Source organism: Luteimonas sp. A482 (genome assembly GCF_054072655.1).
The window spans coordinates 267,896-282,989 of sequence record NZ_JBSVRO010000002.1 but is presented as its reverse complement, the minus strand read 5'-3'; the positions used below and the strand labels follow the sequence as shown (position 1 = coordinate 282,989).

Annotated in this window: 11 protein-coding genes; 4 read left to right on the top strand and 7 right to left on the bottom strand. The window is 67.8% G+C overall.

Annotated elements, in window-relative coordinates; all coding sequences use genetic code 11:
- The first annotated feature begins 168 nt into the window (after window positions 1–168).
- The 4 genes from ACW5DW_RS09900 to ACW5DW_RS09885 all read left to right on the top strand — a co-directional run bounded on the left by ACW5DW_RS09900 (window position 169) and on the right by ACW5DW_RS09885 (window position 5,690).
- Entirely contained in the window at window positions 169–2,208 is a 2,040-nt protein-coding gene (locus ACW5DW_RS09900) for a glycoside hydrolase family 97 protein (protein WP_457018676.1), read from the top strand.
- Between the two features lie 77 nt (window positions 2,209–2,285).
- On the top strand, window positions 2,286–3,284 hold the full coding sequence (locus ACW5DW_RS09895) for a magnesium and cobalt transport protein CorA (protein WP_457018675.1): 999 nt from the start codon (window positions 2,286–2,288) through the stop codon (window positions 3,282–3,284).
- A 106-nt stretch (window positions 3,285–3,390) separates the two neighbouring features.
- Window positions 3,391–5,466 carry a carbon starvation CstA family protein gene (locus tag ACW5DW_RS09890; RefSeq protein ID WP_457018674.1) on the top strand — a complete coding sequence of 692 codons (2,076 nt, stop codon included), beginning with the start codon at window positions 3,391–3,393 and terminating at the stop codon, window positions 5,464–5,466.
- On the top strand, window positions 5,466–5,690 hold the full coding sequence (locus ACW5DW_RS09885; RefSeq protein WP_457018673.1) for a YbdD/YjiX family protein: 225 nt from the start codon (window positions 5,466–5,468) through the stop codon (window positions 5,688–5,690). The genes ACW5DW_RS09890 and ACW5DW_RS09885 overlap by 1 nt, the downstream gene beginning before the upstream one ends.
- Before the next feature lie 339 nt (window positions 5,691–6,029).
- Here ACW5DW_RS09885 and ACW5DW_RS09880 read toward each other — a convergent pair whose 3' ends face one another.
- From ACW5DW_RS09880 to rfbB, 7 genes are all read right to left on the bottom strand, one after another.
- Entirely contained in the window at window positions 6,030–7,286 is a 1,257-nt protein-coding gene (locus ACW5DW_RS09880; protein ID WP_457018672.1) for a DUF819 family protein, read from the bottom strand.
- A 75-nt stretch (window positions 7,287–7,361) separates the two neighbouring features.
- On the bottom strand, window positions 7,362–9,422 hold the full coding sequence (locus tag ACW5DW_RS09875; RefSeq protein WP_457018671.1) for a prolyl oligopeptidase family serine peptidase: 2,061 nt from the start codon (window positions 9,420–9,422) through the stop codon (window positions 7,362–7,364).
- 223 nt (window positions 9,423–9,645) lie between these two features.
- A complete protein-coding gene (locus ACW5DW_RS09870; protein ID WP_457018861.1) occupies window positions 9,646–11,526 on the bottom strand; it encodes an alpha/beta hydrolase family protein in 1,881 nt (626 codons plus the stop codon).
- A 164-nt stretch (window positions 11,527–11,690) separates the two neighbouring features.
- Window positions 11,691–12,572: a dTDP-4-dehydrorhamnose reductase gene (gene rfbD / locus ACW5DW_RS09865; protein WP_457018670.1), complete on the bottom strand. Its 882-nt coding sequence runs from the start codon at window positions 12,570–12,572 to the stop codon at window positions 11,691–11,693.
- Window positions 12,569–13,126, bottom strand: a complete 558-nt coding sequence (gene rfbC, locus ACW5DW_RS09860) for a dTDP-4-dehydrorhamnose 3,5-epimerase (protein WP_457018669.1) — start codon at window positions 13,124–13,126, stop codon at window positions 12,569–12,571. Before rfbC ends, rfbD begins: the two co-directional genes overlap by 4 nt.
- Window positions 13,123–14,010: a glucose-1-phosphate thymidylyltransferase RfbA gene (gene rfbA, locus ACW5DW_RS09855; RefSeq protein WP_457018668.1), complete on the bottom strand. Its 888-nt coding sequence runs from the start codon at window positions 14,008–14,010 to the stop codon at window positions 13,123–13,125. The genes rfbC and rfbA overlap by 4 nt, the downstream gene beginning before the upstream one ends.
- Window positions 14,007–15,062, bottom strand: coding sequence for a dTDP-glucose 4,6-dehydratase (gene rfbB / locus ACW5DW_RS09850; RefSeq protein WP_457018667.1), 1,056 nt, complete (start codon window positions 15,060–15,062; stop codon window positions 14,007–14,009). Before rfbB ends, rfbA begins: the two co-directional genes overlap by 4 nt.
- Between the last annotated feature and the right edge of the window lie 32 nt (window positions 15,063–15,094).

The window sequence follows — 15,094 nt, the reverse complement described above, 5'->3', positions numbered from 1 at the left end:
CGCCGCATGCATGCGCCTGTCATTCCGAACGCAGTGGGGAATCTGCTGCGGGGTACGTCGATGGACGGGTGGGACAGCGCGGTATATCCGCTGCATACGTATGCACGGATCGCGCCGCCAACGCTGTGGCAACATCGGGCCGATCCCGGGAGCCAGAGAGAACGCACGATGCCGATCCGCAACCTGTCCGCCGCCCTGCTGCTGTGCACTGTCGCGACGGCCGCGACGGCCGCCGCGCCATCGCCGACGGCACAGGCCTGCTCGCCCGGCAAGACGCTCTGCGTCGAACTCACCACCGACAACGACGGCCGTCCCAGCTACACGGTGATGCGCGAGGGCCGCAGCGTCATCGCGCCTTCGCGGTTGGGCATGATGTTCACCGACGTTCCGAAGTTCGAGCGCAATCTCGAGATCGCCGCGCAGCGCCACGACAGCTTCGACCAGACCTGGGAACAGCCCTGGGGCGAGCGCCGCGAGATCCGCAACCACTACAGCGAACTCACCGTCACCCTGCGCGAGCGGACTGGCCCGAAGCGCGATTTCGACGTGGTCTTCCGGCTCTACGACGACGGGCTCGGCTTCCGCTACGTGTTCCGCGACCAGCCGGGACTGGAGCGGCTCAACATCGCCGAGGAGCTCACCGAGTTCACCCTGGCCGAGGACGCCACCGCCTGGTGGATCCCGGCGTTCGAATGGAACCGCGAGGAATACCTCTACCACACCACCCCGCTGCAGCAGGTCGGCGATGCACAGACGCCGATCACCCTGCGCACCGGAGACGGCCTGCACGTGTCGATCCACGAAGCGGCGCTGGTCGACTATTCCGGCATGAACCTGACCCGGGTCGAGGGACGCAAGCTCAAGGCCGCGCTCACGCCGGGCAGCGGCACCTCGGCGAAGGTCTCGGTGGCCACGCCTTTCAGCACGCCGTGGCGCACCCTGCAGATCGCGCCACGCGCGGGCGATCTGGTGGAGTCCTCGCTGATCCTCAACCTCAACGAACCCAACCGTCTTGGCGATGTGTCCTGGGTGAAGCCGATGAAGTACGTCGGCGTGTGGTGGGAAATGCACCTGGACCTCAAGACCTGGGCCTCCGGCCCGAAGCACGGCGCCACCAACGAGAACGTGCGGCGCCACATCGACTTCGCCGCCGAGCACGGTTTTGGCGGCGTGCTGGTGGAAGGTTGGAACATTGGCTGGGACGGCGACTGGTTCGGCAACGGCGAGGAGTTCAGCTTCACCCGGCCCTACCCCGACTTCGATATCGAGGCGCTGAGCGCGCACGCGCGCAGCAAGGGCGTGGTGCTGGTCGGCCACCACGAAACCTCGGGCCACGCGGCGCACTACGAATCGCAGCTGGGCGATGCGTTCGACCTGTATCAGCGGGTCGGCATCCCGGCGGTCAAGACTGGCTACGTCGCCGATGCCGGCCAGGCCAAGGTGCGCGATGCAGAGGGCAACGTCGTCTACGCCTGGCACGAGGGCCAGGACATGGTGAACCACCACCAGCGCGTGATCACCGAGGCGGCCAAGCGGCGGATCTCGGTCAATCCGCACGAGCCGGTGAAGGATACGGGCCTGCGCCGCACCTGGCCCAACGCGATCACCCGCGAGGGTGCGCGCGGCATGGAGTTCAGCGCCTGGGGCCATCCGGGCAATCCACCCGAACACGAGGCCAACCTGGTGTTCACCCGCCTGCTGGCCGGGCCGATGGACTACACGCCCGGCATCTTCGGCATGCAGACGCGCGCGTCCGGCGGCATCGAGACCACCTGGGCCAAGCAGCTGGCGCTGTACGTGGTGGTCTACAGCCCGCTGCAGATGGCGGCCGACCTGCTGGACAACTACGAGGCCAACCCGGGCCCGTTCCAGTTCATCAAGGACGTGCCGGTGGACTGGGACACCACGCGCGTGCTCAATGGGGAGGTCGGCGACTTCGTGACCATCGCGCGCCGCGAACGCGGCGGCGACGACTGGTACCTGGGATCGGTGACCGACGAGGCGCCGCGCACGCTGGAGGTGACGCTGGACTTCCTCGATCCGGGCCGCCGCTACAGCGCCCAGATCTACCGTGACGGCGAGCAAGCCGACTACCGCACCCGGCGCGAGGACATCCTGATCGAGACCCGCGAAGTCACTGCCGCCGATACGCTGCACCTGCGGCTTGCCCCGGGCGGCGGCCAGGCCATCCGCTTCGTCGCGCAGTAGGATCGACTGCGCGCCAGCCGCGCGCCCCGGCCCGCACCCGGTTGCCGAGCCGTGCCGCGCTGGCGCAGGATGGGGCGATGGAAACAACCCCTGCCGCCAACCCGCCCAGCGTGATCAACTGCGTCGTCTATGCGCGCGACGGCGTGCGCCGCGACGTGTCGCTGGAAGCCATCAGCGATGTCCTCGCCGAAGAAGACGGCAGCTTCGTCTGGATCGGGCTGTACGAGCCGGACGATGCGGTCCTGGAAACGCTGCAGGAGGAATTCGGCCTGCACGATCTGGCCATCGAGGACGCGCACAAGGCCCACCAGCGACCGAAGGTCGAGGCTTATGGCGACTCGCTGTTCCTGGTCGCCAGCACCGCGCAGGTGGTCGCGCAGAAGATCGCCTATGGCGAAACCCACGTGTTCTTCGGACCGCGCTACCTGGTCACCGTGCGCCACGGCGCATCCCTGTCGTATGCGCCGGCGCGCTTGCGGGTGGAGCGCGAGCCGGGGCTGCTGGCGCTCGGCCCCTCGTTCGGCCTGTACGCGGTGCTCGACGCCATCGTCGACAACTACCTGCCGATCGTGGACGAGTTCAAGGCCACCCTGCCGGCGCTGGAGCAGGACATCGTCAGCGAGTCCTTCGATCGCGCCACCGTCATCCGCCTCTACGACCTCAAGCGCGAGTTGACCTACATGCAGGTCAACGTGGCGCCGATGCAGGACGTGTTGTCGCAACTCGTCCGCAGCAGCAGCCCGCTGATCCCGGAAGAGGCTCGGCTGTACCTGCGCGACGTGCTCGACCACTGCGTGCGCATCAACCAGACCATCGAGGTGCTGCGCGACATGCTGAGCACCGCGTTGGCCGTGAACCAGGCGCTGGTGACCCAGGCACAGGGCGAGGTGGTGAAGAAGCTCGCCGGCTGGGCCGCCCTGCTCGCGGCGCCAACGCTGATTGCGAGCTGGTACGGAATGAACTTCCCGCACATGCCCGAACTGGACGGTCGCTGGAGCTACCCGTTGCTGATCGCGGTGGTGGCGCTGGTGGTGGCGACGCTGTACCGCTACCTGCGCAAGGTGCGCTGGCTGTAGCGCACGTCCGCCCGCCCGGGGGCAGCCGCTTGCGGCAGCGCAATATTGGCGATCGGCGCGGATCGGCGTAAAAGGCCTTCTGTACCCCCAACAGTCGAGGCGATCCATGAAAGGCGGATTCGGCAAGGTCCTGTGGGCTGCACTCGCACTGATCGGCGCGATCTGCCTGGGTACGGTGGCACTGCGCCGCGGCGAATCGATCAACGCGCTGTGGATCGTGATCGCCGCGGTGTCGATCTACCTGGTCGCATACCGTTACTACGGGCTGTTCATCGCCAACCGCGTGCTCGGCCTGGACCCGACCCGCGCCACCCCGGCGGTGCTGCGCAACGACGGCCTGGATTACGTGCCCACAAACAAGCACGTGCTGTTCGGCCACCATTTCGCCGCGATCGCAGGCGCCGGCCCGCTGGTGGGCCCGGTGCTGGCCGCGCAGATGGGCTACCTGCCCGGCACGCTGTGGCTGATCTTCGGGGTGGTGCTGGCCGGCGCGGTGCAGGACTTCATGGTGCTGGTGATCTCCAGCCGCCGCGACGCGCGCTCGCTGGGCGACCTGGTGCGCGAGGAGATGGGCAAGGTTCCCGGCACCATCGCCCTGTTCGGCGCCTTCCTGATCATGATCATCATCCTGGCGGTGCTGGCGATGATCGTGGTGAAGGCGCTGGCCGAAAGCCCCTGGGGCATGTTCACGGTGATCGCGACCATCCCCATCGCGATCTTGATGGGCATCTACATGCGCTACATCCGGCCCGGGAAGATCGGCGAGATCTCGGTGGTCGGCATCATCCTGCTGGTGGCGGCGATCTGGTTTGGCGGCGACGTGGCCGCACATCCCACCTGGGGCCCGGCCTTCACCTTCACCGGCACCCAGATCACCTGGATGCTGATCGGCTACGGCTTCGTCGCCGCGGTGCTGCCGGTGTGGCTGCTGCTGGCGCCGCGCGACTACCTGTCGACCTTCCTCAAGATCGGCACCATCGTCGGCCTGGCGATCGGCATCCTGATCGTGATGCCGGATCTTCGGATGCCGGCGCTGACCCAGTTCACGGACGGCACGGGACCGGTGTGGAAGGGCTCGATGTTCCCGTTCCTGTTCATCACCATCGCCTGCGGCGCGGTGTCGGGATTCCACGCGTTGATCAGCTCCGGAACAACCCCGAAACTGCTGGCCAACGAGGGCCACGCGCGCTACATCGGCTACGGCGGCATGCTGATGGAATCGTTCGTGGCGATCATGGCGATGGTCGCGGCATCGATCATCGACCCGGGCGTCTACTTCGCGATGAACAGCCCGGCGGCGGTGATCGGCACCGACGTGGAGACCGTTGCACGCACCGTCTCCGAATGGGGCTTCGTGGTCACTCCCGAGGTGCTCACCGCAACGGCCGCCGACATCGGCGAGAACTCGATCCTGTCCCGCGCCGGCGGCGCGCCGACGCTGGCGGTGGGCATCGCACAGATCTTCCATGCGGTGATCCCCGGCGAAGGGATGATGGCGTTCTGGTACCACTTCGCGATCCTGTTCGAGGCGCTGTTCATCCTCACCGCGGTCGATGCCGGCACGCGCGCGGGCCGCTTCATGCTGCAGGACCTGCTGGGCAATTTCGTGCCGGTGATGCGCAGGACCGAATCCTGGGGTCCGAACCTCATCGCCACCGCCGGCTGCGTGGCGCTGTGGGGCTACTTCCTCTACCAGGGCGTGAACGATCCGCTGGGCGGCATCAACATGCTGTGGCCGCTGTTCGGCATCGCCAACCAGATGCTGGCCGGCATCGCGCTGATGCTGTGCACGGTGGTGCTGTTCAAGACGAAGAAGGACCGCTACGCCTGGGTCTCGATCGTGCCGACCATCTGGCTGCTGGTGTGCACCACCTATGCCGGCTGGATCAAGATCTTCGATGCCGATCCGGGCGTGGGCTTCCTGGCGCAGGCGAACCGCTACAGCGACGCGATCGGGCGCGGCGAGCTGATCGCGCCTTCGAAGGACTTCGACGGGATGTCGCAGATCATGATCAACAACTACGTCAACGCCGGGCTCACCGCCTTGTTCCTGCTGGTGGTGCTGAGCGTGCTGTTCTATTCGATCGTGGCGATCCGCAAGGCCCGCGCCAGCGCGGTGCGCACCGACCGTGAGACGCCCCACGTGGCGCTGACCCCCGAACAGCAGCAGATGTACCTCTGATGGGTGGCCAGCTCGTCACCCTCGACCACTTCGCCACCCACAAGCAGGTGTGGCGAAGGCTGGTGCAGACCGCGCGCCTGTGCTGCGGCGTTCCGGACTACGACAACTACGTCCGGCACACGCTGGAAAAGCATCCCGACCGCGAGCCGATGGACTACAAGACCTTCTTCCGCGAGCGCCAGGAGGCACGCTACGGAGGCCGAGGCGGGTTTCGCTGTTGCTGATGCAGCCGCTGCCTGCGCTGGATCGATCAACGGGGCCGGAAGGCCCCGTTTTTTCGCTCCGCTCGCGGACATTGCATGAGGGCGCATTACTTGCGGATCGGGCGCGTTGCTTGCGGATGGGGCCACAGCGCCGCGGGAGGGGATGGTGCAAGCGGCACATGGATGTGCCGCGGCCGCGAGTGCGGACATGGACGTCTGCCCGAGCGGTTCGCCATCCCCTCCCGCGGCGCTGCGGCCCCTTCCGAAGCCCATGCGCCTCGGGCTTGCAACGACAGGTCGCCCAGAGCTCCGGAGAGTGTCGGCCACTCGCAGCGGAAGTGTTCGGCCAGGAAGCCGCCCCTACTGCCCCGCCATCATCCGCAGGACCTGGCCCAGGAAGTACGCGATCACCGTGCCGCTTGCGTAGCCGACGGTGCCCAGCAGTACGCCCACCGGCGCGAGCGTCGGGTGGAAGGCAGCCGCGATCACCGGCGCCGACGCAGCGGCGCCCACGTTGCCCATCGAACCCACGCCGAAGTAGAACAGCGGCGCCTTCACCAGCTTCGCGGCGTACCAGATCACCGCCACATGGATCGACATCCACAGCAGGCCGATCAACGCCAGCTCCGGACGGTTGGCCAGCTTGAGGAAGTCCATCTGCATGCCGATGCAGGCGATCAGGAAGTACAGGAACACGGTGCCGACCTTGGAGGCGCCCGCGTTCTCCAGACGCCGCACCCGGGTGAAGCTGAGCACCAGGCCGCCGAGGGTCGAGAGCACCACGATCCAGACGAAGGGCGCATCCAGGCTGAACTGCGATGACCACGGCGCATTGGCCTTGAACCACGCCGACGCGGGCTCGGCGATCGCGTGCGCCAGGCCGACGATGCCGAATGCCCAGGCGATGATGATCATCAGGTCGGACAGCGTCGGGATCCGCGCATTGGCCGCCTCATGGGCGGAGATGCGCTGCTGCATCTCGTCCAGCGCGCGGGTGTCGGCGCCATTGCGCGCGTCGATCTGCGGGGCACGGTTGGCCAGGAACAGCAGGGTCGCCATCAGCAGGCTGGCGATGGCCACGTCGACCACGGCGAACTGGCCGAACAGCGTGGCATCGACATCGTAGATCTCGCGGATCGCCACCATGTTGGCGCCGCCACCGATCCAGCTGCCCGACAGTGCCGCCATGCCCTTCCACGTGTCGCCGGCCACCGCGGCCGGCCACAGCCACTCCATCAGCTGAAAGGTCACGACCGCGCCCAGCACGATGCCCAGCGTACCCATGCAGAACACGAACAACAGCTTCGGACCCAGCCGCAGGATGCCCTGGATGTCGATCGACAGGGTCAGCAGCACCAGCGCCGCGGGCAGCATGAGCCGGCTGGCCAGGTAATACAGGCTGCTGCCTTCGCCATCGACCAGGCCGACGGTGTTGTACAGCGCCGGCACGAAGTAGCACAGCAGCAGCGCCGGCACCCAGGCGAAGAACTTCTTCCACATCGGCGTGGGGCCGGTGGCCAACCAGAAGATCAGCCCCAGCGTGGCGGTGATCAGCCCGAAGGCGACGATGTCGTTGCTGATGATTGCAGTCGAGGCTGCGGCGTTGTCGATCGCCATGCGCGGCTCCAGTGGATCGCGGGAAAGCGCCCGCGCAGAAGAGGAAAGCCGGCTGGCGCCGGCTTTCCGCGGAAATCACTCGCCGGTGTGGCGCTTGAGCCAGGCATTGACGGTGTCGTGCCAGAGGATGCTGTTGTGCGGATTGAGCACCCAGTGATTTTCGTCCGGGAAGTACAGCAGCTGCGATTCGATGCCGGCGCGCTGCAGCGCGGTGAAGCTGGACAGGCTCTGGTCGAGCGGCACGCGGAAATCGTTCTGCCCCGCCACCACCAGCATCGGCACCTTCCACTTGTCGATGTGGCGCGCCGGGTTGAACTTCTCGTATGCCTGCGGCTGCTCAGCCACGGTGCCGCCGAACTCCCATTCGGTGAACCACAGCTCCTCGGTCACCAGGCCCATCGAGCGCGTGTCGAACACGCCGTTGTGGTTGACCAGGCACTTCCAGGGCGCGCTCCACTGGCTGGCGATCCAGTTGACCATGTAGCCGCCATAGCTGGCGCCCAGCGCGCAGGCCCGGTCGCCGTCGAGGAAGTCGTACTGCGCCAGCGCCGCCTCCCAGCCCTTTTGCAGGTCGACCAGCGGCTTGCCGCCCCAGTCGCCGCTGATCGCATCGGTGAAGGCCTGGCCGTAGCCGGTCGAGCCGTGAAAATCGATCATCACCACCGCGTAGTCCTGGCCGGCGTAGGTCTGCGGGTTCCAGCGATAGCTCCAGCCGTTGCCGAAGCTGCCCTGCGGGCCACCGTGGATCAGGAATGCGACCGGGTAGCTGCCGCCTTCCCGGTAGCCGGCCGGCTTGACCACGTAACCGTAGACCGTCGCACCGCCCGCGCCCTTGAACGAGAACTGCTCGTAGGCACCGAACTGCACGTCCGGCAGGCGCTCGGCGGCGGTCGCGGTGATCTGGCGCAGGCCCTGGCCTTCGCCCATGGCGACGTAGAGCGTGTCGCCGCTGTCGATGGTGTTGCGGGTCAGCGCGATCGTGTCGCCCTCGACCGCAAAGGCCGAGACCGTGCCGTCGCCGACCAGCTCGGTGACCTCGCCGCTGGCGACGTCGATGCGGAACAGCGGGTACTCGCCCGTGCTCTGCGCGGTCACGTACAGTGACCTGCCATCGGCAGCGGACTTGAGGCTGCTCGGCGAGCGGTCCCAGTCCGGGGCGATTTCGCGCGTGCGGCCGCTGGCCACGTCCATCGCCATGATCGCGTAGCGATCCGCCTCGAAGCCGGGGCGCTTCATCGCCCGATAGAACAGCGTCGCGCCGTCGGCGCTGTAGACCGGGCCGGCGTCCCAGGCCTTGTTGGCTTCGGTGAGGTTGACCGGCGCGGCGCCGTCGAGCGTCAGGCGGTAGAGATCGAAGTTGGTCGACCAGGGCTCGCTGTTGCCGGCAATGCGCACGCTCGCGACGACATGGCCGCCATCGGGCGACCAGGCGTAGTCGCCGGCATCGCCGAAGGGCTTGGCCGGAATGTCGCCGTCGAGCGCGCCGCTGAGCAGGCTGGCATCGGCGACCGGAACCGTGCCTGCGCCCGGCAGCGTGGCGACGAACAGGCGGCTGCGGCGCCCGTCGTTCCAGGTATCCCAGTGGCGCACGAACAGCTGGTCGTAGACGCGCCCGCTCGCCTTGTCCGCAGCGCGCGCATCGAGCTTCTTCTTCGTGCAGGCAAGGTCTGCCGCGCATTCGGCGAAGGTGTCGGCGCTGAACGCCACGCGCGCGTCGTCCGGGGACAGCCGGTAGCTGCCTACGTCGAGCGCGAAGGCCGTGAGCTGGCGCGGCTCGCCGCCGCCCGCGGGCATCGCGTAGAGCTGCTGCGACCCGCCCTTCGCACTGAGGAAGTACAGCGTCTGCGCGTCCCTGGAGAACGAGGGCGAGTTGACGTTCCAGCCCTCGGGCGTGATCCGCTTCGGCGGCGCCGCGTCGCGCGTGAGCAGGTGCCGCGCGTACAGCGCCGTGGTCGCCTTGAGCTCGGCGTCGACGCTGCGCTGGGCGAAGACAACGACATGCCCGTCAGGCGAGAGCAGCGGCGATGACACGCGGTCAAGCTGGACCAGGTCGCGCACGTCGAAGCCGCGTGCGTCAACCAGGGCAGGAAGCGCGGCGAGCAGGCAGATCGGCAGCAGTGCATGTCGCAGCATCATTCGGACCACTCCTGGAAGGGATGCCCGGATGGTAGGCGCTCGCGCACCTGCCACGCAAAGGGCTTCCGGCACATGCGCCGTGGCGCCCACAAGCCCGTCTGAGGGCTTCAGCTTCACGGCGGCATGGCCGGACTCCGGCACATCGGCGTGCGGCGGGTGGCCAGCCAGAAAGTCAGACCCATGCCTTCCTGGGAACCCTGCCTCGACCAGCGCGCGGGCTGCCTCAGTCCGGGGCGGAGTCCATGTGACGGGCAAGGAATCCCAGCAGGCGGGTATAGAACTCCCTGCGATGCGCGACCTCGTAGAAGCCGTGGCCCTCCTTCGGGTAGTACAGGGCTTCGACCGGAACGCCGGCGCGCTTCAGCGCCGACTCCATGCGTTTGGTGTGCTCGACCGGGGCGACGAAATCCTCGCCACCCGCCGCGAGAAACACGGGGACCTTGATTTCTGCGGCGCGCCGGGTCGGGGATACGGCCTCGAGCGCGGCCGCATCGGACCCGACCCATTCGCGCATCCACGTCGCGGTCGAGCGGCTGCGGCCGATATCGTCCCGCTGCATCATCGGCAGGTCGTAGACGCCGACATAGCCGATGGCGCACCGGTACAGACCGGGTTCGCGCACCACGCCCATCAGCGCGGCGTAGGCACCATAGCTCGCGCCGTAGATGCAGATCTGCTGCGGATCGGCATGACCCTGCCCGATCGCCCAGCGGGTCGCGTCGGTGACGTCGTCCTGCATCGCCGCGCCCCACTGGCGCGCGCCCGCCTGCCTGAACGCGCGGCCATGGTTGCCCGATCCGCGGAAGTTCACCTGCAGCACCGCATAGCCGGCGGCGGCGAGAAGCTGGGCGTCGGCGTTGAAACCCCAAGCGTCGAAGACGCCGAATGGACCACCATGCGGCATGACCACCATCGGCAGGGATTTGCCGTCCGATCCCAGCGGCACCGTCATCAACCCATGGAGGACGACGCCATCGCGCGCCTTCAGTTCGATCGGCGTCATCGGCGCCATTCGCGTGGAATCGATCTGCTTGTCGCGCACGACGAGCAGCTCCGCGTTCGCCGTGCCGGTATCGAACAGGTAGAAGCTGCCCGGATCGACATCGCTCTCCACCAGCACCACTCGCAGGCTTCCGTCGAGCGTGGAAGACCGGACCGATGCCCGGGTCCCGGGGAAAGCCCGCTGGAGCATGTGCTGCAGGCGTGCCTCCGCGCTCTGCTCGTCGAAGAACGCCAGCCGCGGCTTGCCTCCGAGGTACCAGGCGCCGATCGGACGAACCCCGCCGTGGAGATGGACCGGCTGCGGATCGACGACGGCATCGCCGGCGACGTCCTTGCGTTCTCCCGTCACGGTGTCCAGGGCGACGATCCGGTCGGGCCCGGTCGGTTGCGACACGCGCAGGTAGGCGATCGTGTCGCCCTCGGCGAATCCCAGCGGCCGCTCGACCCGGTTGCTGGTGCGCTCGTGGTTGATCTGTTCCCAGGGCGCCGAATCGTCCCTGCGATGGAAGAGCTGGCTGTAGTTGTCCGACACGTGCCCGACCGTGAAGCGCACCCGCCCCTGGTGGTCGGTGACGAAGTCGGCCGCCGACACGGGAGAGGGCGCCACCAGCGCGCGCCGGCCGTCGTAGACGTTCATCCGCTCGATCCGGGAATACGGATCCCTGGCGAACGAACGGATCGTGACCAGGACGTGTTGGTCGTCGTCCGGCAGCGGATCGACCAGGAATGCGGCGACCCTGCCCTCCCTGTCGACACCGATCCGCGTGCCCGTCTGGACCCCCTTGGCCCGATAACCCACCAGCAGTTCCTTGCGGCCGCCATCGGCGTTCATGCCGAACAGCTCACCGGTCAGCAGCGGATCGTCGCGGGTACCGAAGGTCTCGGCCAGCGACATCAGCACCCGCTCTTCGTTGACCCACCAGAAGTCGTGCACGTGCGTACCGCGTGCGAACCGCATGACGGCGCTGGCGCCCGTCTCCCCGCGCGCGACGATCATCAACCCGGTCTGGCCATCCACCCGCATCGTCATCGCGAGGTGCTCGCCCGTTGGCGAAATCTTGACGTCGCGGATGCCGCCCTCTTCGATGAACGGTTCGACCATGTGCGGCTGGACCGCATGGCCGGCCAGCGGTATCGACACCAGCGCAAAGAACGCCCACACCGCGAGTGCGGCAGCACAACGCATGCCCATGATCTTCCCCCTCATCGACGACATCCCGTCCCCGTGGACCGGTGCAGGGATCCCCATCCCTCGCCGACGCGAGCCTATCGCAGAACGGTCGCCAGCGCAGTCTCCCAGTCGGGCAACCTGATCCCCGTATCGCACTCGAGCCTGGAACAGTCCAGCCGCGAGTAGGCCGGCCGGCGCGACGGCGTGGGATAGTCGGCGGTGGCGATCGGAACGATGCTGGGCCGGCGCTCGATCCGGCCCAGCGCATGTGCCCGCTCGACGATGGCCTCCGCGAATCCGTGCCAGCTGGTTTCGCCTTGCGCGGTCAGGTGCCACAGGCCGGACACAGCGAACGGCTTTGCGAGGATATCCGCCGTGACATCGGCGATCAGCGCTGCGGGCGTCGGTGTGCCGATCTGGTCGGCGACCACGCGCAGCTCGTCGCGCTCTCGCGCCAGCCGCAGCATCGTCGACATGAAATTTCTGCCGTGGTCGGCGTAGACCCAGGCCGTGCGGAGGATCATGTGCCGGGCACCGCTTGCGCGGATCGCCTGCTCGCCGGCCAGCTTGCTCTCCCCGTACACGTTGATCGGCGCGACAGGATCGTCTTCGCGGTACGGGCGCGTGCCCGTGCCGTCGAACACGTAGTCTGTGGAGTAATGCACCAGCAGCGCGTCGCGCGCGGCGCACGCGGCCGCGAGCGCCGCGGGTGCCTGCGCATTTGCGCGGAACGCGGCCTCGCGCTCGGACTCGGCGCGGTCGACTGCGGTATAGGCGGCGGCGTTGACCACGATGTCGGGGCCGATGCGCGCGACGAGCGCGGGCAGCGAATCAGGCACGTCGAAGTCGGCGGCTTCGCACGCCTGCCCATCGGCAAGGCGTCCGCCCCTCGTGCCGCACACCAGCTCGCCAGCCGCCAACGACCGCCGGAGCTCGCGCCCGACCTGGCCGTTGGCGCCAAGCAGCAGGATCCTCATGGCGCGTAGAGCGGCAGCCGTTCGGTCGGGACGTCGGCCAGAAACGGCGCCCGGGCATCCTTGGGCGACAGCTGTGGATCGGCCAGCGGCCAATCGATGGCGAGGTCGGCGTCGTTCCAGCGGATACCGGCGTCCGCGGACGGATCGTAGGTCGCCGTACACAGGTAGCTCACCAGCGCCTGCTCGCTGAGCACGACGAATCCGTGTGCGAACCCTTCCGGGATCCAGACGTGGCGGCGGTTCTCCGCGCTCAGCAGCACCGCGGCCCACTGGCCGAAATTCGGCGAGCCACCGCGGATGTCCACGGCCACGTCCCACACCTCGCCTTCCAGGACCGACACGTATTTCCCTTGCGGCCTGGGCCACTGGTAGTGCAGTCCGCGCAGCACGCCCCGAGCCGAGCGCGACACGTTGCCCTGCACGAACGCTGGCGACAGCCCGTGCGCGGCGAGCCTGTCCCGGTTGAAGGATTCGTAGAAAAAGCCCCGCTCGTCGTCAAACACCTTCGGTTCGATCACCACGCAGCCCGGCAGGCCGGTCTCGACCAGCTTCAAGGCACGAACCCGCGATCGGGCAGCCCCAGCAGGTAGCGGCCGTAGCCGTTCCCCACCAGCGGAGCTGCAAGCGCCTGCAGCTGCGCTTCGTCGATCCAGCCATTGTTCCAGGCGATCTCCTCGGGGCAGCATACGCGCAGGCCCTGGCGCGCCTCGATGGTCCCGATGTAGTTGGAGGCCTCGAGCAGCGACTGATGGGTGCCGGTGTCGAGCCAGGCGTAGCCGCGTCCGAGGCGCTCCAGGTGCAGTTGGCCCCGTTCGAGGTAGCAGCGGTTGAGGTCGGTGATCTCGAGTTCGCCACGCGACGAGGGCTGCAGCGTAGACGCGAAGTCGGCGGCGCGGCCGTCGTAGAAATACAGACCGGTGACGGCATAGTTCGAGCGTGGCGCAGCGGGCTTTTCCTCGATATCCACCACGCGGCCTTCGCGGTCGAACTCGGCCACGCCGTAGCGCTCGGGATCTGAAACCCAGTAGCCGAACACGGTCGCGCCGCCGTCTCGCGCGTCGGCGCGGCGGAGGATGTCGGTCAGGCCCGGGCCGTGGAAGATGTTGTCGCCCAGCACCAGGCAGCTGGGTGCGCCGTCGAGGAAATCACGGCCGATGACAAAAGCCTGCGCCAGTCCGTCCGGACTGGCCTGCGCGGCGTATTCGATGCGCATGCCCCACTGCGAGCCGTCGCCAAGCAGCGCCTTGAACAGGTGCTGCTCGTGCGGCGTGTTGATGATCAACACCTCGCGGATGCCCGCCAGCATCAGCACGCTGAGCGGGTAGTAGATCATCGGCTTGTCGTAGACCGGCAGCAACTGCTTGCTGATGGCCTGGGTGATCGGGTACAGCCGGGTCCCGGAACCGCCCGCGAGCACGATGCCCTTGCGCGCGATCATGCCGTCTCCCCGATGCGTTCGAGGCGATAGCTGCCGTCGAGCACGCGCTGCACCCAGGCCTGGTTGGCCAGGCACCAGTCGACGGTCTCGGCGATGCCGCGTTCGAAGCTGTACTTCGGCGCCCAGCCCAGTTCGTCACGCAGCTTGGAGGCGTCGACCGCGTAACGGCGGTCGTGGCCGGGTCGGTCGGCGACGAAGGTGATCTGCGACGCGCGCAGCTTGCCATCCGGGCGTGGCCGACGCTGGTCGAGCAGCGAGCAGATCGCCTGGACCACTTCGATGTTCTGCTTCTCGGCGTCGCCGCCGATGTTGTATGTCTCGCCCACCCGCCCCCGGGCGAGCACGGTGCGAATCGCCTCGCAGTGGTCGGCCACGAACAGCCAGTCGCGCACCTGCCTGCCGTCGCCGTACACCGGCAACGACTCGCCTGCCAGCCCCCGCGCGATCACCAGCGGGATCAGCTTCTCGGGGAAGTGATAGGGTCCGTAGTTATTCGAGCAGTTGGTGGTGAGCGTGGGCAGCCCGTAGGTATGGTGGAACGCCCTGACCAGGTGGTCCGAGGCCGCCTTCGACGCCGAATACGGCGAGTTCGGCGCGTAGGGCGTTGATTCGGTAAACCGGCCGGTCTCGCCGAGCGCCCCGTAGACCTCGTCGGTCGACACGTGCAGGAAGCGGAACGCGGCCCGCGCCTCGGCCTCGAGCGACTTCCAGTGGTCGCGCGCCGCCTCCAGCAGGGCCAGGGTGCCGACGACATTGGTCTGGACGAAGGCCGCCGGGCCGTCGATCGAACGGTCTACGTGGCTTTCCGCAGCGAAATTCAGCACCGCGCCCGGCTGGTACTCGGCCAGTAGCCGCGCGACCAGTGCGCGGTCGCCGATGTCTCCGTGCACGAAGACATGGCCGGGGTTGCCGTGCAGTCCCTCGAGCGTGTCGAGGTTGCCCGCGTAGGTCAATGCATCGAGGTTGACGACGCGCACGCCGCGCGCCACCGCGTCGAGGACGAAGTTGGCGCCGATGAAACCGGCGCCACCGGTCACCAGCCAGGTCGTCACGGGCGCTGCCTGCATGCGCGGTCGGATGGGCG